The following is a 25204-nucleotide window of genomic DNA, read 5'->3' as shown; positions in this document are numbered from 1 at the left end:
ATGGCCAACCGGCCGGTCCACTTCATCTGGCTCCTGGACTGCTCGTACTCCATGCAGGGCGAGAAGATCGCCAAGCTGAACTACGCGATCCGGGAGGCCCTGCCCGAGATGCGGGCGGTGGCGGCGGACAACCCGGCAGCGCAGCTGCTGCTGCGTACCATCACCTTCTCCACCACCGCGCAGTGGCTGCACCAGGCGCCGGTCCCGGTCTCCGACTTCACCTGGCAGGACGTCGAGGTCGACGGCATGACCAACCTGGGCGAGGCGCTGAACCTGGCCGCCCGGGAGCTGCGGACCCCGCCGATGCCCGAGCGGGCGCTGAAGCCGGTGCTCGCGCTGGTCTCGGACGGTGTCCCGACGGACGACTGGCGGGCGGGGCTCGCGGCGGTCGACTCGACGCCGTGGGGCCGCAAGGCGGTGCGGATCGCCATCGCGATCGGCCAGGACGCCGACCGGGACGTGCTCCAGGAGTTCATCGGCAACCCGGAGTTCAAGCCGCTGGAGGCGCACAACGGCAAGCAGCTCGCCGCGGCCATCCGCTGGGCGTCGACCGCGGCGGTGAAGGCCGCGTCGCAGCCGATGGCGGGCCCGGCGGACACCACGGTCAAGCAGCCGTTCGCGCCGCCGGTCCTCGACGACGACGATGACGACGACGTGTGGTGACGCACCCGGTGGCGGTGTGGGAGACGCTCGCCGAGAGCGTCCGGGGCGTCGGGAAGCGGCGCAACCAGGACTGGTACGACCGCAAGGGCTCAGGCGCCGCGGACGATCCGCTGCTGCTGGCGGTGGCGGACGGGCACGGCTCGGCCGCGTACGCGCGCAGCGAGCTGGGCGCGCGGTTCGCCGTGGACGGCTTCATGGCGCTGGCGGCCGAGTTCGGCCGGGCGGCCGTCGACTGCCGCGCGCCGGGGCGCCTCGCGCGGCTGATGGCGTACGCCCGGGACGACTTCCCGCGGACGCTGGTACGGGAGTGGCGGCGGACGGCGCTCGGCCACTGGGCGCGTCACCGCCCGGTCGCCGACGAGGGCGCGCCGGAGCCGTCGGACGACGAGAAGCTGCTGCTGTACGGCACGACGCTGATCGGCGCGGTGCTCACGCCCGCGCTGTTCACGGCGTGGCAGATCGGCGACGGCGATCTCGCCGTGGTCGCGCACGACGGGACGCTGGAGCGGCCGCTGGCACCGGCCGTCGAGGACCTCGGGGACGAGACGGAGTCGCTGTGCGGGCCGCGGGCGTGGCGCGCGGTGCGCACGCACTGGGCGCCGGTGTTCGAGGAGGCGCGGCTGCCGCGGCTGGTGGTGCTGTCGACGGACGGGCTGTCGAAGAGCTTCGCGTCGGCCGACGGCTACGGCGCGTTCGTCGCGGACCTCGGCGCGCGGCTGGCGACGGACGGCGGCACGGCGGTGGGCGGGCTGCTGCCCGAGTGGCTGGCGCAGGCGTCGCGGCACTCCGGGGACGACACGACCCTGACGGCGGCACTGCGCCCGGCGGGCGCCGCCCCGGCGGGCGGCACGGCAACGGAACGGGAAGACGGGGATCTGAGATGAGCGGCATGCTCGACAACGGCACGCGGCTGGCCACGGAGAACGGCGACGAGGTCGAGATCCTCGGCCTGCTGGGCGCCGGCGGGCAGGGCGAGGTGTACCGGGTCGCCACGTGGACCGGGGAGAAGGCGCTGAAGTGGTACTACCCGACGTCGGCGACGCCCGAGCAGGAGGGAATCGTCCGGGAACTGGTGCACCGCGACTTCCACGACGACCGCTTCCTGTGGCCCGAGGCCCACGTCGGACCGTACCGCGGTTCCTTCGGGTATCTGATGGGTCTGCGCCCGGAGCGGTTCAAGGGGCTGCCCGAGCTGTTCCGCCGCCAGCTGCGCACCGACACCCGGGCGCTGCTGCGGGCCTGCCTGCACACGGTCGAGTCGTACCAGGCGCTGCACATGCGGGGCGTCGCCTACCGGGACATCTCCTGGGGGAACATCTTCTTCGACCCCGCCACCGGCGAGGTGCTGATCTGCGACAACGACAACGCGGTGGTGGACGGCGACGTCAGCGGCATCTCCGGCACGATGAAGTTCATGGCGCCGGAGCTGGTGCGCGGCGACCCGGACGCCCGGCCCGGCACCCAGTCGGACCTGCACTCCCTGGCGGTGCTGCTGTTCATGCTGCTGATGAACCACCACCCCTTCGAGGGGCGGCGGGAGCTGGGCATCCACTGCCTGGACGACAACGCCGAGCGCCGGCTGTACGGCCGTGACCCGCTGTTCGTCTTCGACCCGGCCGACGACGCCAACGCGCCCGACCCGGTGGAGCACACCACCGTGCTGGCGACGTGGGCGGCGACGGCGGACCGGCTGCGGGAGCTGTTCCGGCGGGTGTTCACCGAGGGGGTGCGCAACCCGGCGGCGCGGGTGCGGGAGTCGGAGTGGCGGGACGCGCTGCGGGCGGTCCTGGACTCGGTGGTGGAGTGCGCCGCGTGCGGGCGGCAGAACATGACGGAGCCGGGTGAGAAGCCGCCGTCCCGGTCGTGCTGGGGGTGCGGGGCGGTGCTGGCGCTGCCGCCGCGGCTGACGGTGACGACGCCGCCGCCGCGCGCCACGCACCACCTCCGGCTGGGGCGGTCGGCGCGGGTGCAGGAGCACCATCTGGTGCCGGAGCCGGAGCGGCACGACTGCTCGGACGGGACGCTCGTCGCGGAACTGGTGGAGCACCCGTCGAAGCCCGGACGGTTCGGGATCGCCAACCGGTCGGCGCGGACCTGGACGGCGACCCGCTCCGACGGCGGCCTCCAGGAGGTCGAGCCGGGCCGGACGGTGCCGCTGCGCGCGGGCCTGGAACTGGACCTCGGGGAGGGCGTGCGGGCGGTGGTGCACGCCGAGTAGGTCCCGGACGGCCGGTGCGGCTCAGAGGCCGAGGACCCGGGTGATCTCCTGGACGAGGGCGAGGCTGCCGCTGCCGGCCGCGACGCCGACGCCGATGGTCTCCAGCGCGGCCCGGACGCGGCCGCTGTCGGCGGGCCGGCCCTCCTCCCCGGCGCGGACCAGTTCGCCCCGGACGGCCTCGGCCTGCGGGGCGAGGGCGGGCCGCTCGTCGCGGAGCCGGTCGACGAGCCGGCCGGCCAGTTCCAGGGCGGCGGCCGGGTCGGCGCCGTGGTGGATCTCGATGCGGCCGTGGTCGCCGAAGTTCGACGGTCCCTTGATGTCGCCGTGGAAGTTGAAGGTGCTCATGGTGTGGGTCCTCCCTGGCCGGGCCCGGCGGGGCCGGGGCCCTGCTGCCCGGCCGCGTTGATCTGGCCGTGGTTGCCGAAGTTGGCCGGTCCGGTGATGTCGCCGGAGATGTTGTAGGTCTGGCTGCTGATGACCTGCCGCGCCTTGTCGAAGGAGCCGGTGTCGACGTTGTGGTCGGTCAGGAAGCGCTCGGTGGCGACCAGGACGCCCTGCTGGAGGCGGAAGAGGAAGTCCTGCGCGTCGATGCGCTCCGCGTAGCCGGCCTGGTCCCACTCCCCGACCTCGGCGCGCAGGCTGGTGGTGGCGCCGTGGTCGACGAGGAGGTGCCGGTCGGTGATCTCCCGGCGCAGCCGTGCCATGGTCCGGGCGCTCTCGCGGCTCCGCCGCCGGCGCGCGCGGGCGCGCCCCCAGGCGCCGCGCAGTTCGGGCCAGAAGCGGGAGGTGGCGTGCGAGACGAGACTCCAGCGGTGCTCGAAGGGGGCCACCGGCAGCCGGTCGACGCGGTGGAAGCGGGCGCCGAGGGGCGGGATGGCGTAGGCGGCGACCTCCCAGGTGAGGCTCGGCGGGTGCAGGATCGCCCGGAGGTAGAGGGAGACGATGAGCCGGCCGCCCTCGCCGACGCGTTCCAGGCAGAGGTGGGTGCGCATGCCCGCGCCGGTGCGGACGGCGCCGGCCTTGACGTACCGCTGGGGGATGGTGGGGTGCGGCGGGGCGGTGCGGTCGGGCACCAGGTCGTCCAGGAGGTGGGCGTTGCTGCCGAGGACGTAGAGGCGGTTCTTGACCCGGAGTCCGTCGAGTCCGGAGATCCTCTCCATCTCCTTGGCGACGTAGGAGTGCAGGTCGACGGCGTCGAAGGGGCGCAGGGGCAGCGGGCCGCCGCCGGGCGCCTGGGCGGGCTTGCCGACGTCGATCGGCTGCCAGACGGTTTCCTTGATCTTGGTGCCGCTGCCGACGAAGGGGGTGGTGAGGGCCGCGGCGTCGGCGTAGGGCAGGACGTTGGCGCGGCGGAAGGCGTGTCCGCGCAGCCACCGCTCCGTGTCGGGTTCGACGGGTGCGGCGAGGCTCGCGGCCCTGTCGGGGTCGAGGAAGACCTCGCGGGCCGCGGCGCGGGCCTCGGACTCGGCGCGCAGCACGAGGTACCAGGCGCCCGCGAGGGCGACGAGGAACGCGACGGCCGCGGCGCGGACGATGGAGCCGTGCCCGCCGGTCAGGCCCCAGAGGGCGGCGGCGACGGCGGCCGTCAGGGCGGCGGCGAGCAGGCCGAGGTGCCGGTCGAGGGTGTCCCTGCGCAGTACGGCGGCCCGCGCGTGCCGGGCGAGGGCGACGAAGTCGACGCCCAGGGTGAGGCCGGGCGAGGTCAGCCGGTCGCCGGTGAGTTCCCGGTCGGCCCAGCGGGCGAACTCCTCGTCGAGGTGGACCGAGGCGCACAGCCGTCGGGTGACCCCGTCCTTGCGGTACTGCGGCAACGCCGGCAGTCCTTTGCCCCCCACGCCGACCTGCCCTTCCCCCGTGCCGCTGGGCCCACCCTAGGGACAATCGCGTGCCGTTGTCCGTGAGTTGCGGCACTCGGTCAGGGCGCGGTCAGCTCCACCAGCTTGGTGACGGTGTTCCAGTTGCGGGTGGTGGCGACGACACCCTTGTTCACGCGTGGCCTGGCGAGCTGTTCGGCGAGCTTGGAACGGCCGAGGCCGTCGGGCGCGTAGAGGTACAGGGCGCGGTCGCCGAGGCGGAACTCCTCGGGCAGGTGCGCGGACCGGTCGACACCGGCGAAGCGCTCCTCGTCTACGGGCGCGGAGAAGTAGGTGACGTGCAGTTGCCGGGGTTCCAGCTCCGCCGCCGGGAACGGGCAGGCGTCGACGACGGACCGCAGGTAGGCGTGGTCGCGCACGATGACGTCGACGGCGAACCCGAAGCGCCGCTCGACCGCGCCGGTCACCTCGGCGGCCAGGGACTCCTCGTCGCCGTGTCCGGAGGTGAACACGGCCTGTCCGCTCTGCAGATGGGTGCGTACGGCGCCGTGTCCGAGGCTTTCCAGGAGCGCGCGGAGTTCGGCCATCGGGACCTTCTTCTTCCCGCCCACGTTGATCCCGCGCAGCAGTGCCGCGTACGTCGTCGTCATGTCCTCACAGTAGACGCCGCGACAGCCGAACGGCCGTCGTGCCCCGTGGGGGTGGGCGCGACGGCCGTGGTCCGCGTCGGCGGATGCGCGAAACTCTCGCCGATGCGGGCACGGCTTTCAACCACTACACGCGCTTGTGACCTATCCGACAGCCCTGATCACCGCCCCCGAGACACGGCGGTAGATGTAAGGGCCCTTCGTCCTCCTCGGCGGTGAGGCGACCGGCGCCGGAGGATGAGCCCGGCCCCCGCCGCTTCACCTGGGAGCACGACGAGACGGTCCGGCCCCGCCCCTACCTTCGTAAAGCGTAGAGGCGACGGCAGGGGGCCGGCGCCGCTCACGAGGGGGCGGACCCGTCATGGGTGACCGAGAGACACAGGTGCGGGGCCTGGCCGCGCGGGCCGGGGGCTGGAGCGCCCGGCACCGATGGGCCGCCGTCGGCATCTGGGTGCTGTTCGTGGTCCTGGCGACGGTGCTCGGCTCGGCGGCGGGCCGGGTCGACGTCAAGGACAGCGACCAACTGAGCGGCGAGACGCACACCGCCGCCCGGATCATCGAGGACGCCGGCATCGAGGAGCCGGCGGGCGAGACCGTACTGGTGCAGGCGAGGGGCGGCGGGGTGACGGCCGCGGACGCCGAGTTCCGCGCCGCCGTCGACGCGGTGGTCCGCGCGGTGGAGGACACCGGGCGGGTCACCGACGTGACCTCCCCGTACGACACGGGGACCGTCTCGAAGGACGGCCGCAGCGCGCTGGTCCGGTTCGATCTGCGCGGCGACGCGGAGACCGCCGGGGAGCGGGTCGAACCGGTGCTGAAGGCCGTCGAGGGCGTCCAGCGGGACCACGCGTCGCTGCGGGTCGAGGAGATCGGCTCCGCCAGCATGATGAAGACGTTCGACGACGCGTTCGGCGACGACTTCCAGAAGGCCGAGTTCTCGGCGGTACCGGTGGCGCTCGGCATCCTGCTGGTCGCGTTCGGCGCGCTGGTCGCGGCGCTGGTGCCGGTGGCGCTCGCGGTCACCGCGATCGTGGCGACGATGGGTCTGATGGGGCTCGTCAGCCACCTCCAGCCGATGAGCGACACCGCCAACTCCGTGATGCTGCTGGTGGGTCTGGCCGTCGGCGTCGACTACTGCCTGTTCTACCTGCGCCGCGAGCGCGAGGAGCGGGACGCGGGGCGGGACCCGCGGACGGCGCTGCGGATCGCCGCGGCCACCAGCGGCCGGGCGATCGTCGTCTCCGGCGTCACGGTGTGCGTGGCGATGGCGGGCATGCTGTTCACCGGCATCTCCGAGTTCGAGGCGATGGGGCTGGCGTCGCTGATGGTGGTCGCGGTCGCCATGGTCGGGTCCGTGACCGTGCTGCCGGCGCTGCTGTCGCTGCTGGGCGAGCGGGTGGAGAAGGGCCGGCTGCCGTTCCTGCGGCGCCGGAGGAACGGCAGCGGCAGGAACGGCAACAGGCGCAACGGCAGCGGTGAGAGCCGCTTCTGGGGCGCCGTGCTGGACCGCGTACTCGCCCGGCCCGTGCTGTCGGTGGTCGTGGCGACCGGCGCGCTGCTGGCCGTCGCGGCGCCCGCGCTCGGCATGAAGACGCAGAACCTCACGCTGGACCAGGAGTTCGGCGACTCCCTGCCGATCGTGCAGACGTACAACCGGGTCAACGAGGCGTTCCCGGGCGGATCCGAACCGGCCGAGGTGGTGGTGCGGGCCGACGACATCGACGCGCCCGAGGTGCGGGCCGCGCTCGCCGGCTTCCGGGAGCGGGCGGTCTCCTCCGGTGCCTCGCGCGGCCCCGTCGACATCAAGCTGCACGACGCGCGGAACATCGCGGTGGTCTACGTACCGCTGGTCGGCGGCTCCGACCTGGACAAGGCCGGCGCGAGCCTGGACAAGCTGCGGGACGAGGTGCGGCCGGCCACGCTCGGCGCGGTCGACGGCGTCGAGGCGCCGGTCACCGGGGAGGTCGCCGGGTCGAAGGACTTCAACGACCAGCTCGTCGGCTCGGTGCTGCCGGTCTTCGTCTTCGTGGTGGCCTTCGCGTTCCTGCTGATGCTGCTGTCGTTCCGGTCGCTGACCGTGGCGCTCACCTCGATCGTGCTGAACCTGCTGTCGGTGGGCGCGGCGTACGGCATCCTCGTCGCCGTCTTCCAGCACGGCTGGGGCGCGTCGCTGGTCGGCGCGGAGGGCGTCGGCGCGATCGTCACCTGGCTGCCGCTGTTCCTCTTCGTGATCCTGTTCGGCCTGTCCATGGACTACCACGTCTTCGTGGTCTCCCGGATCCGGGAGGCGCGGCTGCGCGGCCGGACGACGAAGGACGCCGTCCGGCACGGGGTGGTGACCACGGCGTCCACCGTCACCAGCGCGGCCGTCATCATGGTGGCGGTCTTCGCGATCTTCGGGACGCTGTCCATGCAGTCCATGAAGCAGATGGGCGTCGGTCTGGCGGCGGCCGTGCTGATCGACGCGACGGTCATCCGGGGTGTGCTGCTGCCCGCGGTGATGGCGCTGCTGGGCGAGCGCAACTGGTACCTGCCGAAGTGGCTGCACCGGCTGCCCGACCTCACCCACGACGAGGCGCCCGACGCGGTGACGCGGTCGGCGCGGGACGACGAGGGGGAGCGGGTCGGGGTCTGAGACCGCCTCCCGGGTAAGGGCAGGGGCCCGCCGGCCGTCGCGGCCGGCGGGCCCCTGCCCTTACCTCACTTACCTCACTTGCCTCACGCCGTCCGCGCCGCCGCGAGTTCCGCCTCGATCAGGTCGGCCGCGCGGCGCGTGCCGCCTTCGGCGGCCATCTCCTCCCGGATCGCCGTCAGGCGGCGGGCCACCTCCGGGTCGTCGAGGAGGGCGAGGGCCGCCGTGCGGAGCGCCTCGGCGGTCGCCTCCTCCGTGTCCAGGCGCCGGGCGACCCCGAGCGACCGGAGCATGTCCGCGTTCCCGAACTGGTCCACGGCCTGCGGTACGGCGATCATCGGGGTGGCCGTGGCGAGCCCCTCCTGGCTGCCGCCGGCGCCCGCGTGCGTGACGAAGAGGTCGGCCTGCCTGAGGACCGCGAGCTGCGGGACCCAGGAGCGCACCTCCACGCTGTCGGGCAGCTCGCCCAGTTCGGCGGCGTCGACGTGCTGTCCGACCTGGAGGACGACGTGCCAGCCCGGCAGGTCGCCGAAGGCCTTGACGCACTCCCGGTAGAAGGCCGGCTGCTTGGTGTAGGCCGAGCCCAGCGAGACGAGCACGACCCGCTCGGCGCCGGCGGGGCGCTCCCAGCCGCCCTCGGCGGTGCGGTCGCCCTGGCAGGCTCCGACGAACGTGTGCGCGCGCTCGTCGACCCGGTCGGCGTTGGGCTGGAGCGCCTTCGGGATCAGGACGAGGGAGCGGTCGGGGCGCCCGACGAACGGGTCCGGGTGCCGGGTGATCCCGTTCTCCTCCAGCCAGGCGTGGAACCGGGCGTAGTACGCCTGTCCCCGCTCGGTCTTCAGCGGTTCCTCCCACGCCGGTTCGCCGACCTCCTGCTCGTAGCCCTCCCAGGCGACGAGGTTCGGGGAGAGCGAGATCGCGGGCACGCCCCAGCGGTGGGCGAGGACCCGGGCCGGGTAGGAGGTGATGTCGTGCAGCACGAGGTCCGGCTCGTCGCCCTCGTACGCCTCGATGAGCTGCGGGAGCGCCTGGATCGCGTCGGCGAGGAACGGTTCGACGTTGTCCAGCAGCGTGGTCCCCCACGCCTCCGGTGGGGCGTCGGGGCCGGGCAGGGTGCTGTTCCAGAGCTTGGGTTCGGCGCCCGTCTCGGCGACCTTCTCCGCGAACAGCGGCGGGATCGCGTACGTCACCCGGTGCCCCCTGGCCACGAGCTCCCGGATCACCTCCAGGCTGGGGTTCACGTGGCCGTGCGCGGCGACGGAGAACATGGCGATGTGGGAGCGACTGGTCATACGGAGAGCGTAGACAAGACGATACGTCTCGTGCACCTGATTTACCGCTCCCCGAAAGGGACGCGGGGAACTGCGCGACCAGCCACGGACGCCCCGCACCCGACCACTCGACCACTCGACCATCTGGCCATCCGGCCATCCGGCCCGCTACCGCTGATACCGCGCGAGCACCAGATTCCCGTCCTCCTCCAACCGCTCCCGCAGCTCCCCCATCCCGATGGCCCCGCTGTAGTACTCCTGCAACGCCGGTGTGGCCACCTTGTCCTTCCACTCGGGATACCCCCGCACCGCCTGCGCCGGTGCCGACCGCAGGTACGGGGCGAGCGCCGTGCCGACGTCCCAGCCGTCCTTCTCCGTACGCAGCGCGTCGTCCCGCAACGCCGCGCTCCCGGTCGGCAGCATCCAGTCGCCGAGCGCGAGCCGCACCATGTTCTCCGGCCGGAGCATGAAGTCCAGGAAGGCGACGGCCTCCTCCTTGTGCGGGCTGTCCTCGGCGACGGACAGCGTCTGCGGACTGACGCCCTGGGTCAGCCCGTCCGCCCCGGCCGGCGCGGGCAGCACCTGCCACTCGAACCCCTTCGGCGCCTGCTGCCGGATCTGCTGGCGGTAGGAGAACCCGAGCGGCACCATCGCGTACTTGCCGCCGAAGAACCCGGGCAGCGTGTCGGAGCCGCCGCTGCCCAGCGTGGTCGGCGATGCGCTGTGGTCGGTGTTGACCTGGTCGTGGACGGTGCGCGGCACGACCTCGTCGCCGTCCTCCACGCGGACCGTCACCTTGCCGTCCGTGTCCCGGTGGAAGAGCCGACCGCCCGCCGAGAGCGACAGGTTGAGCGTGGCCGACACGGGCTCCTTGAGCGGCCAGGCCACCCCGTACCTCCCCGGCCCGCTCAGCCGCTCGGTCACGTCCCGGAACTCCGCCCAGCTCCACGGCCGTTCGACCGTCGGTATCCGTACGTCCGCCTCCCGCAGCCGCCTCGCGTCGGCGATCAGCACCCGGGGCTCCTGGAGGAACGGCACGCCGTAGATCCCGTCGCCGAACGTGGCCGTCCGCCAGGTGCCGGGCGCGATGTCCGACCGCAGCCGCCGCGGCAGCAGGTCGCTCAGGTCGGCGAGGTACCCGCCGTAGGCGAAGTCCGCGAGGTCGTCGGAGGCGTCGTGGATGATGTCCGGCGCCTCACCGCCCTCGAACGAGGTGAGCAGCTGGTCGTGGACGCTGTCCCAGCTGCCCTGGACGTACTCGACTCGGACGTCCGGATGGGCGGCGTTCCACTCCGCGACCAGCTCCTTGTTGGCCGCCACCGACTCCTGCTGCCAGGCCAGGGACTGGAAGCGCAGGGTGATCCGCCCGTCGTCCGCGGTGCCGCCGCCGGTGCAGCCCGCGAGGAGCAGGACGAGGGCGAGCAACAGGGTGGTCCTGGTCCGCATCAGCTCTTCACCGCCCCGGCGAGCACGCCGCCCGTGATCCGCCGCTGGACGACGGCGAACACCACCAGCGACGGCAGGGTCGCGAGGAACGCCGCCGCCGCGAGGGGGCCGAGGTCGGCGACGCCCTCCGCGCCCAGGAAGTGGGTGAGGACGACCGGTAGGGTCTGTTTCTCCGGTGTCTTCAGCAGCACCAGCGCGAAGAAGAACTCGTTCCACGCGGTGATGAACGCGAACAGCGCCGTCGCCACGATGCCCGGCGCCAGCAGCGGCGCCGTCACCGACACCAGTGTCCGCAGCCGTCCGGCCCCGTCGACGGCCGCCGCCTCCTCCAGCTCGGCCGGGACGGCGCGCACGTACCCGGTGAGCATCCACAGCGCGAACGGCAGCGCCCACACCACGTACACCAGCACCAGCCCCGCCACCGAGTCGATCAGCCGGAGGTTCTTCAGCACCAGGAACAGCGGGATGATCAGCAGCACGAACGGGAACGCCTGGCTCACCACCACCCAGCCCGTCGCCGCCCGGCCGAGCAGCGAGCGGTGCCGTGCCATGACGTACGCCATCGGTGTCGCGATCACGACGGCGATGACCGCCGCGCCGGACGCGGCCACCAGGGAGTTGAGCGCGGCGCGCAGCAGCGGCTGCTCGTCGAAGGCCTGGCGGAAGTTGCCGAGGGTGGGATCGTGCGGGATCCAGGTGGGGTGGAGGGTGGCCAGCTCGCGCGGCGGTTTGAAGGCGGTGGAGAGCAGCCACAGGAACGGGAAGGCCAGGAAGACCAGATAGGCGAGGAGCGCGAGGTACTGGCCGGCGCGGGCCCGGGGTGAGGTCCTCATGCGTCCTTGCCTCCTTTCAGCCGGCCGACGAGGAAGACGGCCAGCAGGACCGAGATCACGGCGACCATCACGCAGCCCATCGCCGCCGCGTAGCCGAACTGCCCGTAGCGGAACGCCTCCTCGTAGGCGAAGAGCATCGGCAGCCGGGTGCGGCCGCCGGGGCCGCCGCCGGTCAGCACGTAGACCAGGGCGAAGGAGTTGAAGTTCCAGATGAGGTTGAGCGCGGTGACGGCGAGGGCGACGGGTCTGAGGGCCGGCCAGGTCACCGTGCGGAACCGGCGCCAGGCGCCGGCGCCGTCGACCGCGGCGGCCTCGTGCAGTTCGCGCGGGGTGTTCTGCAATCCGGCGAGCAGCGTGACGGTGGTCTGCGGCATGCCCGCCCAGACGCCGACGACGATGACGGCGGGCAGGGCGCTGGCCAGGCCGCTGAGCCAGTCCCGGCCGTCGCCGAGGCCGAGGTCGCGCAGGGTCTCGTTGAGGATGCCGGCGTCCGTGTTGTAGACGAGCCGCCACATGATGCCGACGACGACCTCGGGCATGGCCCAGGGGATGATCGCCAGGGCGCGGGCCAGCCAGCGCAGCCGCAGCTCCTGGGCGAGCAGGAGCGCGAGGCCGAGGGCGAGCAGGAACTGGGGGACGGTCACGCCGACCGCCCACACCAGGCCGATGCGGAACGAGTCCCAGAAGAGCGTGTCGTGGAGCAGGTCCCGGAAGTTGAGGGCGCCGATCCAGCGAGTGGGGTCGGTACGGCCGGACTGGGCGTCGGTGAAGGCCAGCAGCACTCCGTAGAGCAGCGGGCCGACGCTGAGCACCAGGATCGGGACGAGGGCGGGCAGCACCAGGAACCAGGCGCCGTGGCCGGACACGCGGCGCGCCGGTCCGGCCCGTCCGGCCGCTACGGACGTCTTCGTCACGGAATCAACCCCGATCAACACTGATCCACCGGTTTGCGCGGCTCGGTCGAGCCTGGTCATGGTCGTGTCAGGCGACCCGCCCCGTCAAGGGGTTCCCGCGCCCGGCCGAGGGACCTCACGCACCGCCCCGACCTGTGCGAATGGGACACTGGCCGACGGACGGCGGACCGACGGCGCCCGGCGAGGACGGATCACGGAGGCGGACGATGGACGAGGCACGGGCGCGGGAGGTACTGGACGCGGCGGGGGTGCTGCCCGGTCCGGCGGCGGACGCGCGGCTGCTGTCGCTGGGCGAGAACGCCGTGTTCGCAGCCGACGGCCTGGTGGTGAAGGTGGGCCGCGACGCGGAGCTGCTCGGCCGGGCCCGCCGGGAGCTGACCGTCGCGCGCTGGCTGGCGGAGGCCGGTGTCCCGGCGGTCCGGGCGGCCGCGCCCGAGGCGCTGTCCGTCGAGGGCCATCCGGTGAGCGTGTGGCACCGGCTGCCCGATCCGGTGCGGCCGGCCGAACCCCGCGATCTGGCCCCGCTGCTGCGGGTCGTCCACGCACTGCCCTCTCCCTCCTTCGAGCTGCCGCCCCGCGAACTGCTGGGCGGTGTGGAGCGCTGGCTGCGCCTGGCGGGCGACACGATCGACCCGGCCGACGCGGAGTTCCTGCGGGCGCGCCGCGACGGGTTCGCCGAGGCGGCCGCCGCGCTCGTCCCGGCCCTGCCGCCGGGTCCGATCCACGGTGACGCGCTGCCGCGCAACGTGCACGTCGGTCCGGACGGTCCCGTCCTGGTGGACCTGGAGACCTTCTCCGGCGACCTGCGCGAGCACGACCTGGTCGTCCTCGCCCTCAGCCGCGACCGCTACGGGCTGCCCGCCGAGGCGTACGACGCGTTCACCGCCGCCTACGGCTGGGACGTGCGCGAGTGGGACGGCTGCGCGGTGCTGCGCGGCGCCCGCGAGACGGCGAGCTGCGCCTGGGTGGCCCAGCACGCGCCGGGCAACCCCAAGGCACTGACCGAGTTCGAACGCAGGGTGGCGTCACTACGGGACGGCGACACGACGGTCCGGTGGTACCCGTTCTGAACGGGCCGGGCCGGGCGTCCGGTCAGACTCGTTCGTCCGCCGGTTGCCGCAGCGGCCACACCCCGTCCACCACGGCTGTCGCGTCGCCCTTGCGGCGCAGGAACGCCTGGAAGTCCGCCGCCCACTCGGCGTACCACTCGATCTGGCGGCGGTGCAGCTCCGCCGGGCCGAGGGTCGCGACCTTGGGGTGGCGGCCGGCTATCGCGCAGGCCAGCCGGGCCGCCGCGAGGGCGTCGGCGGAGGCGTCGTGGGCGGCGTCGAGCGGGACGCCGTACTCCCGGCAGACCGCCTCCAGGTTGCGCTTGCCGCGGCGGTAGCGGTCGACGGACCGGTCGATGGTGTAGGGGTCGATGACGGGAGCGGGGTCGAGGCCGCCGAGGCGGTCGCGCAGCGACGGCAGCCCGTGCCGGCGCAGCTCGGCGGAGAGCAGGGTCAGGTCGAACGCGGCGTTGTAGGCGACGACCGGGACGCCCGCGCTCCAGTAGGAGACGAGGACGCCGGCGATGGCGTCCGCGACCCGGTCGGCGGGCCGCCCCTCGGCGACCGCGCGCTCGGTGCTGATGCCGTGGACGGCGACCGCGCCCGCCGGGATCTCCACGCCGGGGTCGGCCAGCCACTCCCGGTGGCCGAGCCGCTCTCCGGCTCTGACCTCGATCACGGCGCCCGTGACGATGCGCGCCTCGTACGGATCGGTGCCCGTCGTCTCCAGGTCGAAGCCGACCAGCAACTCCCGGTGCCAGCCCATGGGTGGCCCCCCTTCTCGGTGCGTTCCCCCAGTGGTCTCCACCTTCGCACGCACCACTGACAATGCGGTGACCACCGTACGGACCAGGGGCCGTCGAGGGCCGCCCCGCCCTCAGGAGACGGGGCGCGAATCCGCCCACATCAGCTCGAACTCCTCGCGATAGGTGGGGAAAAGTCCCCCCTCTTCCGCTTCGCCCGACTTCACGATCTTTCCGCCGTTACGTCCGTTCCGCAGGACCAGTACGGGCGCCTCCATCCCGCGGGTGCGGCGCAGGTAGGACTGGACGACGGCGACGCCGTCGGCCCCGTCGCCGTCGACGAGGTAGGCGGTGAACCGGGGCGTCTCGTCGAAGACCTGGATCTCGAAGGCCCCGGGGTCGCGGAGCCGGGCGCGGACCCGGCGCATGAGCAGGATGTTGGTCTCCACGGCCCGGCCCAGCTCACCGCGTTTGATGCCGAGTTCGCGCTCGCGGCGCTTGACCGCGCTGGAGGCCGGGTTGAGGAACAGCAGCCGCACCCGGCCGCCGGCCTCGGCGAGGCGGACCAGCCGGCGGCCCGAGAAGTTCTGCACGAGGAGGTTGAGGCCGATGCCGATGGCGTCCAGGCGGCGGGCCCCGCCGAAGAGGTCCTCCGCCGGGAACTGGCGCAGCAGCCGTACCCGGTCGGAGTGGACGGCGACCACGTCGGCGTACCGGTCGCCGACGAGGTCCTCCACGGCGTCGACGGGCAGCCGCCGCGCGGAGGGCACCTCGCCGCCCGCGCCGAGGATCTCCAGGAGCCGCGCGGAGGCCCGTTCGGCCTGGGCGAGGACGGCCTCGGAGAGCGCCCGGTTGCGCGAGACGACGTTGCGGGTGACCTCCAGTTCGTCCAGGGCCAGCTCGATGTCGCGGCGTTCGTCCATGTACGGCTCGAAGCAGGGCCAGTGCTGCACCATCAGCTCGCGCAGCTGCGGCAGGGTGAGGAAGCTGAGCACGTTGTCGTCGGCCGGGTCGAGCAGATAGCCCTTGCGGCGGCTGACCTCGCGGACGGCCACCGCGCGCTGCACCCACTCCTGGCCGGCGGGTCCGGCCGCGGCGACCACCCACTCGTCGCCGTGCACCGGTTCGTAGACCGGGCGCAGTACGGCGGCCACGACGGAGCGCAGCCGCTGTTCGACGAGGTTCAGCCAGATGTAGGCGCGCCCGGCCCGCTGCGCGCGCGTGCGCACCTCGTGCCACGCGCCGGCGTCCCAGGCGAGTTCCGGACCGATCGCGCCCGCGTCCATCGGCCGTGCCAGGGACACCGCACCGGGCGGGACGTCCGTGGAGCCCCCCTCGTGACCCTCGTCACCAGGGGGCAGCTCCAGCCCTCCCGAGCCCACCCGCGCACCGCCTTCCGCTCCCCCGAAGCCCGCCTGCGGCTCCCCGTCCCAACGATCAAGGAAGGGTACTCCGGTAGCGGTGCGCGGTGCAGCCTGATGCACAGGCTCGTTCGCCAACTGCGCGTCCGTTCCCTTCCGTTCCGCGCGCGGAGCGGTGCGGGAGTGAGCGGATTCATAGCGGTGACGAGCGGCACAACCAGGGCACCCCTGTGGTCGGGGGAAAAGTAGACCGCAAGTCCACCGCGAGTCCTAGGTGCTTCCTTCACTTTCGGGGAGACTCGGGGCCCAAGGCGCCCCCATCGGCGCCGTACACCTGAAAGAGTCGTATCCATGCAGGTCTGGCCTGGAGAGGCATATCCACTCGGTGCCACGTACGACGGTGCGGGCACCAACTTCGCGGTCTTCTCGGAGGCCGCCGACCGAGTAGAGCTGTGTCTGCTGCACGACGACGGTTCGGAGACGGCGATCGAGCTGCGGGAGAGCGACGCGTTCGTACGGCACGCGTACCTGCCGGGTGTGATGCCGGGGCAGCGGTACGGCTACCGCGTCCACGGCCCCTACGCACCGGAACAGGGGCTGCGCTGCAACTCCGCGAAGCTGCTCCTCGATCCGTACGCGCGTGCCATCAGCGGCTCGATCCAGTGGGGCGAGGAGGTGTACGGCTACCACTTCGACGACCGCGACCGGCGCAACGACCTGGACTCGGCGCCGCACACGATGACGTCGGTCGTGGTCAACCCGTACTTCGACTGGGGCGACGACCGGCGGCCGCGGACGGAGTACCACCACACGGTGATCTACGAGGCTCATGTGAAGGGCCTGACGATGCGCCACCCGGGGCTGCCGCAGGAGCTGCGCGGCACCTACGCGGCGCTGGCCCACCCGGCGGTGCTCGACCATCTCAGCGAACTGGGCGTGACGGCGCTTGAGCTGATGCCGGTGCACCAGTTCGTCAACGACCACCGTCTGGTCGACATGGGACTGAACAACTACTGGGGCTACAACACCATCGGCTTCTTCGCCCCGCACAACGCGTACGCGTCCTGGGGCGACCGAGGCCAGCAGGTGCTGGAGTTCAAGTCGGCGGTCAAGGCGCTGCACGAGGCCGGGATCGAGGTGATCCTGGACGTCGTCTACAACCACACCGCCGAGGGCAACCACCTGGGCCCGACGCTCTCCTTCAAGGGCATCGACAACCCGTCCTACTACCGGCTGACGGACGATCCCCGCTACTACATGGACACCACCGGCACCGGCAACTCGCTGCTGATGCGCTCCCCGCACGTCCTCCAGATGATCATGGACTCGCTGCGGTACTGGGTGACCGAGATGCACGTCGACGGGTTCCGCTTCGACCTCGCGGCCACCCTGGCCCGGCAGTTCCACGAGGTGGACCGGCTGTCGTCCTTCTTCGACCTGGTGCAGCAGGACCCGGTCGTCTCCCAGGTGAAGCTGATCGCCGAGCCGTGGGACGTCGGCGAGGGCGGCTACCAGGTGGGCAACTTCCCGCCGCTGTGGACCGAGTGGAACGGTAAGTACCGCGACACCGTACGGGACCTGTGGCGCGGGGAGCCGCGCGCGCTCGCGGAGTTCGCGTCCCGGCTGACCGGCTCCTCCGACCTCTACCAGGACGACGGCCGCCGCCCGCTCGCCTCGATCAACTTCGTGACCTGTCACGACGGTTTCACCCTGCACGACATGGTGGCCTACAACGACAAGCACAACGACGCCAACGGCGAGGACAACCGGGACGGCGAGAGCCACAACCGCTCCTGGAACTGCGGTGTGGAGGGCGAGACCGACGACCCGGCCGTCCTGGCGCTGCGCGAGCGGCAGATGCGCAACTTCATCGCCACCCTGCTGCTCTCCCAGGGCGTGCCGATGATCAGCCACGGCGACGAGTTCGCCCGCACCCAGCGCGGCAACAACAACGCCTACTGCCAGGACAACGAGGTCTCCTGGGTGCGCTGGCCGGAGGACGGGGCGCCCGGCCGGGAGCTGCGGGACTTCACGCGCGCGATGGTGTGGCTGCGCAAGGACCACCCGGTCTTCCGGCGGCGGCGCTTCTTCCACGGCCGGCCGGTGGAGGGCACCCACGACGAGCTGTCGGACATCGCCTGGTTCACACCGCAGGGCGGTGAGATGACCCAGCGGGACTGGGACTCGGCGCCGGCGTCGGCGCTGACGGTGTTCCTCAACGGCAACGCGATCTCGGAGCCGGGGGCGCGCGGGGAGCGCATCGGCGACGACTCGTTCCTGCTGATGTTCAACGCCTCCCCGGTGCCGCTGGACTTCGTCGTGCCGGTGGATCACGGCCGGCAGTGGGAGGTGGTGGTCGACACCGCCCTGCCGGACGGCGTCCCCACCGACACCGGGCAGAAGGTGCAGGCCGGGGACCAGCTGACCCTGGTGGACCGGAGCATGACGGTACTGCGCCGGCCGGTCTGACGGCACGGCCACGGGGCCGCCCGCCGCCGGGGCCGCCACTCTTAGGGAGGAGCGGGATGACAGGACGGGCGGCCGGGCGGGTACACAGCTCTGCATGACCCTTGAGCGCACCGACCCGGCGGCCCCCGCGGCCACGTACCGGCTGCAGCTGCAGCCCGACTTCCCCTTCGGGGCCGCCGCAGCGGCCGTGCCGTACCTGGCCTCGCTCGGAGTGTCCCACCTGCACCTCTCCCCCGTTCTCGAAGCCGTCCCGGGCTCCCTCCACGGCTATGACGTCGTCGACCACGCGCGCGTGCGCGAGGAGCTGGGCGGCGAGGAGGGGCTGCGGGCGCTGGCGCGCACCGCGCGGGAGCACGGTCTCGGGCTCGTGGCCGACATCGTGCCGAACCACATGGCGATGTCGCCGCGGCACAACCACGCCCTGTGGGAGGTGCTGCGGGAAGGGCCGAAGTCGCCGTACGCGCGGTGGTTCGACATCGACTGGGAGGCGCGCGGTGGGCAGCTGCTCGTCCCGGTGCTGGGCGCGCCGGTCGGCGAGGTCCTGGACCAGTTGCGCGTCGACGGCGACGTACTGCGCTGTCACGATCACGTCTTCCCGCTGCGGGAGGGCACCGCGCGGCTGCCGCTGCCGCAGCTCCTCGACGCGCAGTGGTACCGCCCGGTGTGGTGGCGGCTGGCCCGCACCGAGCTGAACTACCGGCGGTTCTTCAGCATCTCCGAGCTGATCGGCGTCCGCGTGGAGGACCCGGAGGTCTTCGAGGCCACCCACGCCACGATCCTGCGGCTGCTGCACGGGGGCGTGCTGGACGGGCTGCGCGTCGACCATCCCGACGGGCTGGCCGACCCCGACGCCTACCTGGAGCGGCTCGACGAGGCCACCGGCGGCCGGTGGACGGTCGTGGAGAAGATCCTGGCCGACGGGGAGGCTCTGCCGGACGCCTGGCCGGTCGCGGGCACCACCGGCTACGACGCCCTGCGGCAGATCGACGGGCTGTTCACCGACCCGGCGGGCCACGCGGAACTGACGCGGGAGTACCGGCGGTTCGCGGCCCCGCAGACGGACCGGGGCGGGGACTGGGGGCCGACCGTGCGGCGGGCGGCGTACAAGGTCCTCACGCACGAGCTGGCGGCCGAGACGGACCGCCTCACGCGCGTGGCGCACCGTCTGTGCGAGGCGTCGCCGGACCCGGCGCTGCGTGACCGCGCGCCGTGGGCGCTGCGGCTCGCCCTCCAGGAGCTGCTGGTCCGTATGGAGGTCTACCGGCCGTACACGTCGGTGGATCCGGCGACGGTGCTCACCGAGGAGGCGGCGGCCGAGGCGCGGGCGGCGTTCGCGGTGCCGGAGGAGGCCGGGGCGGTCGGCGTCGTACGGGACCTGCTGCTCGGGCGGGCGGGCGGCGGGCCGGAGCGGACCGAGCTGTGGACGCGGTTCGCGCAGACCGCGTCGGCGCTGCGGGCCAAGTCCGTGGAGGACACGGCGTTCTACCGTTACGTGCCGCTGCTGTCTGCGACGGAGGTCGGCGGGGACCCGGGGCGTGCGGCGGTCTCCCCGGGGGCGTTCCACGCGTACTGCGCGCGCGTGCAGCGCGACTGGCCGCTGACCGGCACGGTGGTCTCCACCCACGACACCAAGCGCAGTGCCGACGTACGGGCGGCGATCTCAGTGCTGACCCAGTGCCCCGGGCGGTGGGCGGAGGTTCTCGCCGAGGCGTCGCGGGGCCTGGACCAGGTCCCCGACGGGCAGCTCGCGTGGGCCGCCTGGCAGACGGTGTTCGGGCTCGGTCCCGCGGACGGCGCGCGCGTGGCGGAGGCGCTGCTGAAGCATGTGCGCGAGGCCGGCATGTACACCAGCTGGACCGAGCAGGAGCCGCCGTACGAGGAGGCGGTGGCCCGGTTCGTCGCGGCGGGGCCCTGCGGGGTGCCCGGCGAGCGGATCGCCGCGTTCCGTGAGGCGCTGGAGCCGCACATCGCGGCGAACGTCCTCGGCACCGCCCTGGTCCACCTGACCATGCCGGGCGTGCCCGACCTCTACCAGGGCACCGAGGGCGAGTACCGGGCGCTGGTCGACCCGGACAACCGCCGTCCGGCCGGCTTCCCGGCGGCGGCCGGCGGCACGCCCGGTGAGAAGGCCGGTGAGAAGGAGGCGGTGACCCGGGCGGCGCTGGCGCTGCGGGTGCGGCGGCCCGGCGCGTTCGGCGGCTCGGCGGCGTACGAGCCGCTGACCGCCGAGGGTCCGGCGGCCGAGCACTGCGCGGCCTTCGTACGCTCCGGCGAGACGCTCACCGCGGTGACCCGTCTGTCCCTGCGCCTGGCGGGGTCGGGCGGCTGGCGGGACACCGTCCTCCCCCTGCCCCCGGGCCGCTGGGCGGACGTCCTGACCGCGGGCCGCGAGTTCACGTCCCACGCGCGCGTGGCGGAGCTTTTCGAGCGCCTGCCGGTGGCGCTCCTGGAGCGGGTGGAGACGGGGGCGATGGCGGGGGCGAACGGCTGACCGGGGGTGGGTGCGGGGGGGCGGGCGTGGTGTCAGTCGCGGTGGACCGGGACCGTCGCCTCCGGTCCGCGGCCCGGCTTCCCCGTGCGGAACGGCGCTGACACGTGCCGCCCGGCCAGATCGAACGCGGCGAGGATCAGACGGGACTGGAACTCCGCCTGGCGCGCGACCGGCACCCAGCGGGCCGCACAGCCGTCGCGGTACTCGGCGCACCACCGGTCGAGGAGCCGGTCCAGCTCCGGCAGCACGTCGGCCGGGTCGTGCCCGGCGACGGTCACCACCTGGTGCAGCAGCCCCGCCGTGCGCAGGGCGAGCCGCCGGCCGGCGATGCGCAGGGCGACGAGGTGCGCGGTGGTCAGCGGCGGCAGCCCGCGCTCCGATCCGTCGTCGGTCGCGGGGTCCCAGGCGTCGGCGAGCCGAGGGCAGACCAGCAGGTAGTCGTCGACCGGCGCGAGCAGCCGGGCCGTGTCGGGGGTGTCGGGCAGCTTCGGCCGGAGCCGGGCGAGCAGCCGGTGCAGCAGCCGGGTGTCGTGGCGCAGGGTGGCGCTGACGGCGCTGAGCACCCCGTCGCGGTCGGCGGGCGGCGTGGCGTCGGCGACGGCGTCCACCGCCCACATGGGCGCCTCGACGACGGCGGTGACGGTGCCGTGGCGGCGCGGGTGCGTCCAGGTCGAGTCGACGGCCGCCTCGGTGATCGCGGCGGTGAGCCCGGCCCGGCGGGGCGGCGGGATCCGGTAGACGGCGGGGCCCAGTCCCGGCCAGTACAGGGCGTCGTAGGAGCCCAGTTCGCGGGGTATGCCGAGGCGGACCGAGGCGCGGGCCAGGCGGCGGGCGAGGCCGGGCAGTTCGTGGGTCAGCTCGACGAAGCCGCCGCCGACGTCGACGCCGTGCAGGGAGCACTGGAGGAACGGCCGCAGCTCGTCCTGGAGGGCGAGCAGCGCGCGCGTCTCGGGCAGCGCGACGCTGTCCGGTCCGTCCGGCAGCCACTCGGGCTGCTCCAGGAACGAGGGCCGGTAGAACCGCCGTACATAGCGGTCGAGCGTGTACGGGCCCGTCAGCCAGCCCTCGTTCTGGCGCAGGCCGTCGGGATCGAGGCAGAGCAGCAGGTTCCACGTGGTGTCGGCGCCCTCGGTCAGCCGGGCGTCGACGACGAGCCGCTCGGCCAGGCGCCGGACGGTGGCGCCGCCGACGGGCTCGTTGGCGTGCGGTCCGCCGACGACGAGGGTCTGCCGGCTGCCGCGGCCGACGGACAGCAGCCACAGCGGTTCCCCCGCGCGGGAGGTGCCGACGCGGCGCAGCCGGGCCGCGTCGGGACGGCGGGCGGCCAGCGCGGCGGCCCACGCGCCCAGCTCGTCCACGGTCGGATAGCGCGGGAGGGGTGGCAGGGCACACACCTCCACGATGCGATGCGGCGCCGACGGATCACCTGGCGTGCCCGGCGTACGCACAGTCAGTCACGAGTTGCAGGTTCCGTCAACACCGCGTGGTGAGGCGCCCGCCGAGCCGCTCGGGGCCTTCCGCCGCCACCTGCGGCACAGCCCCGGGGGACGGCCGGATCAGGGTGTGGAGAGCAGGAACGCCATCCGTCCGAACTCGATCTGGTCGCCCTCGCGGACGACCGCCGCGCCGATCACCCGCCGCCCGTTCACGGTCGTGCCGTTGGTGGAGCCGAGGTCGCGCAGCACCCACATGCCGCCCTGGCGGCTCAGCTCGGCGTGCACCCGGGAGACCGTCTCGTGGTTCAGGCGCAGGCCGCAGGCCGGGTCGCGGCCGATGGTCAGCGGATGACCGGTGCCGGGGTGGGGCAGCAACAGCTTGGGCAGCCGCTCGGCCCGCCAGGCCCTGCGCAGCCGTACGGTGAACCCGGACACCGCCTCGACCGTGCCGAACAGCGCGCGGGCCACCTTGCCCTCGGTGGGCAGGTCGGCGGTGAGGACGGCCAGCTCGTCGGAGCGCCGCGCGGTGAGCGCCAGCTCCATCCGGTGGACGAACGTGTCGTGCGACAGCCGCCCCATGGCGACCCCGTCCCGGAGCACCCGCAGCGCCTCGTCGCGCTCCGCGTCGGACAACCGCGCGGAATACGTGGGGAACTCGAAGGACGATGTCACACAGCTGATTGTCGGTCAGCGCGCGCGGGGTGTCCAGAAACGGGTGGGGCACCGCTCACACGCGCGGGGCGACATCTGTACGACATCCGCCCGGAAGGGCCGGTTCGACGGCGCGGCGGCCGGGTTTGCTGGACCATGGACGGGCTACGTCACTGTGAGCAGACGAAGGGGAACCGTCCGTGCAGTTCGAGGTGTGGGCACCTGAGGCCGACCGTGTGAGGCTCCAGTGCGACGGGGGCGCGCGCGTGCTGGAGCGCGACCCGGAGCGCGAGGGGTGGTGGCGGGGCGAGACGGAGGCACGGGACGGATCACGGTACGGCTTCGCGCTGGACGACGGTCCCGTGCTCCCCGATCCGCGCTCGCGGCGCCAGCCGGACGGCCCGGACGGGCTGAGCGCGGTCGTCGAGCACGAGCGGTACGCGTGGCGGTCCGCCTGGGCCGGCCGGCCGCTGACCGGTGCGGTGCTGTACGAGCTGCACGTCGGCACGTACACGCCCGAGGGTACGTTCGACGCCGCCGCGGACCGCCTTGACCACCTGGTCCGACTCGGCGTCACGCACGTGGAGTTGATGCCGCTGTGCCCGTTCCCGGGGCGGCGCGGCTGGGGGTACGACGGGGTGTCGCTGTGGGCGGTGCACGAGCCGTACGGCGGCCCCGAGGGGCTGAAACGGTTCGTCGACCGGGCTCACGAGCTGGGCCTGGGCGTCGTCCTCGACGTGGTCCACAACCACCTCGGCCCCTCCGGCAACTACCTGCCCGTCTTCGGCCCGTACTTCACGGACACCCACCACACACCGTGGGGCAGCGCCGTGAACCTGGACGCGCCGGGCTCGGACGAGGTGCGGGACTATCTGACGCAGAGCGCGCTGGCGTGGCTGCGGGACTACCGGCTCGACGGGCTGCGGCTGGACGCGGTACACGCGCTGGTCGACACGCGCGCGTGCCACTTCCTGGAGGAGCTGTCCACCGCTGTGGACGCCCTCGCCGAGGAGACGGGCCGTCCGCTGTTCCTGATCGCCGAGACCGACCTCAACGACCCGCGGATCATCGCGCCCCGCGCGGAGCACGGCCTCGGGGTGCACGCCCAGTGGAACGACGACTTCCACCACGCCCTGCACACGGCGCTGACCGGGGAGTCGCAGGGCTACTACGCCGACTTCGCCCGTGAGCCGCTCGCCGCGATCGCCAAGACGCTCACCGGCGGCTATTTCCACGACGGCACGTACTCCAGTTTCCGGGGGCGGCGCCACGGGCGGCGCCTTGACCGGTCCCGGGTCGCCGCGCACCGGCTGCTCGCCTACAGCCAGACCCACGACCAGGTCGGCAACCGCGCGCAGGGCGACCGCCTCGCCGCCGTGCTCTCCCCCGGGCTGCTGGCCTGCGCGGCAGCGCTGACGCTGACGTCGCCGTTCACGCCGATGCTGTTCATGGGCGAGGAGTGGGCGGCGGGCACGCCCTGGCAGTACTTCACCGACCACACCGACCCCGACCTAGCGGAGGCGGTACGGCGGGGCCGGCGGCGGGAGTTCGCGGCGCACGGCTGGAAGGAGGAGGACGTGCCCGACCCGCAGGACCCGGCGACCCGGGACCGCTCCTGCCTCGACTGGTCCGAGCCGGAACGCGAGCCCCACGCGCGCGTGCTCGACTGGTACCGGCGGCTCATCGCCCTGCGCCACGAACGGCCGGACCTCACGGACCCCGCCCTCACCGGCACGAAGGTGGCCTTCGACGCGGAGGCCCGCTGGCTCGCCTTCCGGCGCGGGGACATCCGGGTCGCGGTCAACCTCGCCCCGCGCGAGGCGGCGATCCCCCTGGGCACCCGCCCCGCCCGCGTCCTCGCGGCGTGGACCCCGGTGGAGGCCCCGGGCGACGACGGGGTACTGAGGGTGCCGGGGGAGACGGCGGTGGTGTTGTTGCAGGAGTGACGAGGGCGGGCCGGGAAGACCCGAGAGACCACGGTCAGTAGGTCGCCGGCCCGGAGGCGTCCGCGGCCCCGGAGCCATCCGCCGGCCCGGAGGCGTCCGGCAGCCCGGAGGCGTCCGGCAGCCCGGAGACGTCCGGCGGCCCGGAGGGGTCCGGGCCGGCGTTCTCGTCGCGCAGTTCCGTCACGCGTTCCAGCATGATCGGCTCCCAGGCCCGGTGCAGGCGGTCCGTGAGGGGCTGCGGGGGCTCGGGGGCGCCGCCCGCGAGGGCCCCGGCCGCGGCGAGGAGGCCGTCGCAGCGGGCCAGCCACAGGCCGCGCAGACAGGGGCGGGCGCCGTACCCGGCCAGTGTGGCGGCGCGGACCGCGGCCGGGGAGCCCACGGCGAGCGCGAGGGACGCGATGTCCTCGGCGGGGTCGCCGAGGACCACGTCCGTCCAGCCGAGCACCCCGCGCACCCGTCCGTCGGCGCCGACGACCAGGTGGTCGCCGGTCAGCCGGTGGTGGACCGGCACGGGAGCGCCGGTCTGGGCGGCGAGCTGCGCCGTGGCCGCGGGGGTCAGCTGGGCCAGCCGCCCGGCGTCGAACTCGTCGGCCGCCGCCAGCCGCCCGGCGGCGCGCTCG

The 25204-nt window shown here is 73.5% G+C and carries 20 protein-coding genes; 8 read left to right on the top strand and 12 right to left on the bottom strand.

The genetic code is table 11. The annotated features are described in order from the left end of the window. Genes UW392_RS22735 through UW392_RS22725 form a run of 3 tightly spaced genes read left to right on the top strand, consistent with a single transcriptional unit; the run spans position 1 to position 2881 of the window. The gene (locus UW392_RS22735) at positions 1-663 is read left to right on the top strand and encodes a tellurium resistance protein (protein WP_320776935.1); all 663 of its coding nucleotides are present in this window, start codon (positions 1-3) and stop codon (positions 661-663) included. After that, positions 657-1547: a protein phosphatase 2C domain-containing protein gene (locus UW392_RS22730; protein WP_320776926.1), complete on the top strand. Its 891-nt coding sequence runs from the start codon at positions 657-659 to the stop codon at positions 1545-1547. Before UW392_RS22735 ends, UW392_RS22730 begins: the two co-directional genes overlap by 7 nt. After that, complete coding sequence (locus UW392_RS22725) at positions 1544-2881, top strand: protein kinase domain-containing protein (RefSeq protein ID WP_320776925.1); 1338 nt, start codon at positions 1544-1546, stop codon at positions 2879-2881. The genes UW392_RS22730 and UW392_RS22725 overlap by 4 nt, the downstream gene beginning before the upstream one ends. Positions 2882-2902: 21 nt before the next feature. On the opposite strand, the gene UW392_RS22720 is transcribed toward UW392_RS22725, so the two are convergent. From UW392_RS22720 to UW392_RS22710, 3 genes are all read right to left on the bottom strand, one after another. Then, on the bottom strand, positions 2903-3226 hold the full coding sequence (locus UW392_RS22720; protein WP_320776924.1) for a hypothetical protein: 324 nt from the start codon (positions 3224-3226) through the stop codon (positions 2903-2905). Next, on the bottom strand, positions 3223-4692 hold the full coding sequence (locus UW392_RS22715) for a hypothetical protein (RefSeq protein WP_320776923.1): 1470 nt from the start codon (positions 4690-4692) through the stop codon (positions 3223-3225). The genes UW392_RS22720 and UW392_RS22715 overlap by 4 nt, the downstream gene beginning before the upstream one ends. 104 nt (positions 4693-4796) lie before the next feature. Further along, positions 4797-5345 (bottom strand): DUF1697 domain-containing protein, encoded by a 549-nt coding sequence (locus UW392_RS22710; RefSeq protein ID WP_320776922.1) that lies wholly within the window; start codon positions 5343-5345, stop codon positions 4797-4799. 358 nt (positions 5346-5703) lie between these two features. On the opposite strand from UW392_RS22710, the gene UW392_RS22705 reads away from it, so the two are divergent. Continuing rightward, positions 5704-7977 carry an MMPL family transporter gene (locus UW392_RS22705; RefSeq protein ID WP_320776921.1) on the top strand — a complete coding sequence of 758 codons (2274 nt, stop codon included), beginning with the start codon at positions 5704-5706 and terminating at the stop codon, positions 7975-7977. 83 nt (positions 7978-8060) lie between these two features. Here the strand turns inward: UW392_RS22705 and mgt are convergent, their stop codons facing one another. The 4 genes from mgt to UW392_RS22685 form a co-directional block, all read right to left on the bottom strand. Further along, positions 8061-9266 (bottom strand): macrolide-inactivating glycosyltransferase, encoded by a 1206-nt coding sequence (gene mgt / locus UW392_RS22700; protein WP_320776920.1) that lies wholly within the window; start codon positions 9264-9266, stop codon positions 8061-8063. 147 nt (positions 9267-9413) lie between these two features. Then, positions 9414-10691: a sugar ABC transporter substrate-binding protein gene (locus UW392_RS22695; protein WP_320776919.1), complete on the bottom strand. Its 1278-nt coding sequence runs from the start codon at positions 10689-10691 to the stop codon at positions 9414-9416. Continuing rightward, on the bottom strand, positions 10691-11524 hold the full coding sequence (locus UW392_RS22690; protein ID WP_320776918.1) for a carbohydrate ABC transporter permease: 834 nt from the start codon (positions 11522-11524) through the stop codon (positions 10691-10693). Before UW392_RS22690 ends, UW392_RS22695 begins: the two co-directional genes overlap by 1 nt. Beyond that, positions 11521-12438: a sugar ABC transporter permease gene (locus UW392_RS22685; protein WP_320776917.1), complete on the bottom strand. Its 918-nt coding sequence runs from the start codon at positions 12436-12438 to the stop codon at positions 11521-11523. The genes UW392_RS22690 and UW392_RS22685 overlap by 4 nt, the downstream gene beginning before the upstream one ends. 206 nt (positions 12439-12644) lie before the next feature. Here UW392_RS22685 and UW392_RS22680 point away from each other — a divergent pair, with 206 nt between their 5' ends. Beyond that, complete coding sequence (locus tag UW392_RS22680; protein ID WP_320776916.1) at positions 12645-13508, top strand: aminoglycoside phosphotransferase family protein; 864 nt, start codon at positions 12645-12647, stop codon at positions 13506-13508. Positions 13509-13530: 22 nt separating this feature from the next. Here UW392_RS22680 and UW392_RS22675 read toward each other — a convergent pair whose 3' ends face one another. Next, positions 13531-14253 carry a 3'-5' exonuclease gene (locus UW392_RS22675; protein ID WP_320776915.1) on the bottom strand — a complete coding sequence of 241 codons (723 nt, stop codon included), beginning with the start codon at positions 14251-14253 and terminating at the stop codon, positions 13531-13533. Positions 14254-14364: 111 nt separating this feature from the next. Beyond that, complete coding sequence (locus UW392_RS22670) at positions 14365-15612, bottom strand: SAV2148 family HEPN domain-containing protein (RefSeq protein ID WP_320776914.1); 1248 nt, start codon at positions 15610-15612, stop codon at positions 14365-14367. 330 nt (positions 15613-15942) lie between these two features. Here UW392_RS22670 and glgX point away from each other — a divergent pair, with 330 nt between their 5' ends. Both glgX and treY read left to right on the top strand, forming a co-directional pair. Then, complete coding sequence (gene glgX, locus UW392_RS22665) at positions 15943-18060, top strand: glycogen debranching protein GlgX (protein ID WP_320776913.1); 2118 nt, start codon at positions 15943-15945, stop codon at positions 18058-18060. 94 nt (positions 18061-18154) lie between these two features. Continuing rightward, on the top strand, positions 18155-20551 hold the full coding sequence (gene treY / locus UW392_RS22660; protein ID WP_320776912.1) for a malto-oligosyltrehalose synthase: 2397 nt from the start codon (positions 18155-18157) through the stop codon (positions 20549-20551). Positions 20552-20583: 32 nt separating this feature from the next. Here treY and UW392_RS22655 read toward each other — a convergent pair whose 3' ends face one another. Further along, complete coding sequence (locus UW392_RS22655) at positions 20584-21909, bottom strand: M14 family zinc carboxypeptidase (RefSeq protein ID WP_320776911.1); 1326 nt, start codon at positions 21907-21909, stop codon at positions 20584-20586. 198 nt (positions 21910-22107) lie between these two features. After that, positions 22108-22659 carry a DUF1707 and FHA domain-containing protein gene (locus tag UW392_RS22650; protein ID WP_320776910.1) on the bottom strand — a complete coding sequence of 184 codons (552 nt, stop codon included), beginning with the start codon at positions 22657-22659 and terminating at the stop codon, positions 22108-22110. A 179-nt stretch (positions 22660-22838) separates the two neighbouring features. Here UW392_RS22650 and treZ point away from each other — a divergent pair, with 179 nt between their 5' ends. After that, positions 22839-24584 carry a malto-oligosyltrehalose trehalohydrolase gene (treZ, locus tag UW392_RS22645; protein WP_320776909.1) on the top strand — a complete coding sequence of 582 codons (1746 nt, stop codon included), beginning with the start codon at positions 22839-22841 and terminating at the stop codon, positions 24582-24584. A gap of 34 nt (positions 24585-24618) precedes the next feature. Here the strand turns inward: treZ and UW392_RS22640 are convergent. Then, the coding region (locus UW392_RS22640) for a phosphotransferase (RefSeq protein WP_320776908.1) at positions 24619-25204 on the bottom strand (586 nt) is incomplete at its 5' end.

This window comes from Streptomyces sp. CRN 30, assembly GCF_034105845.1.
This window is presented reverse-complemented; position numbering and strand designations above follow the sequence as displayed.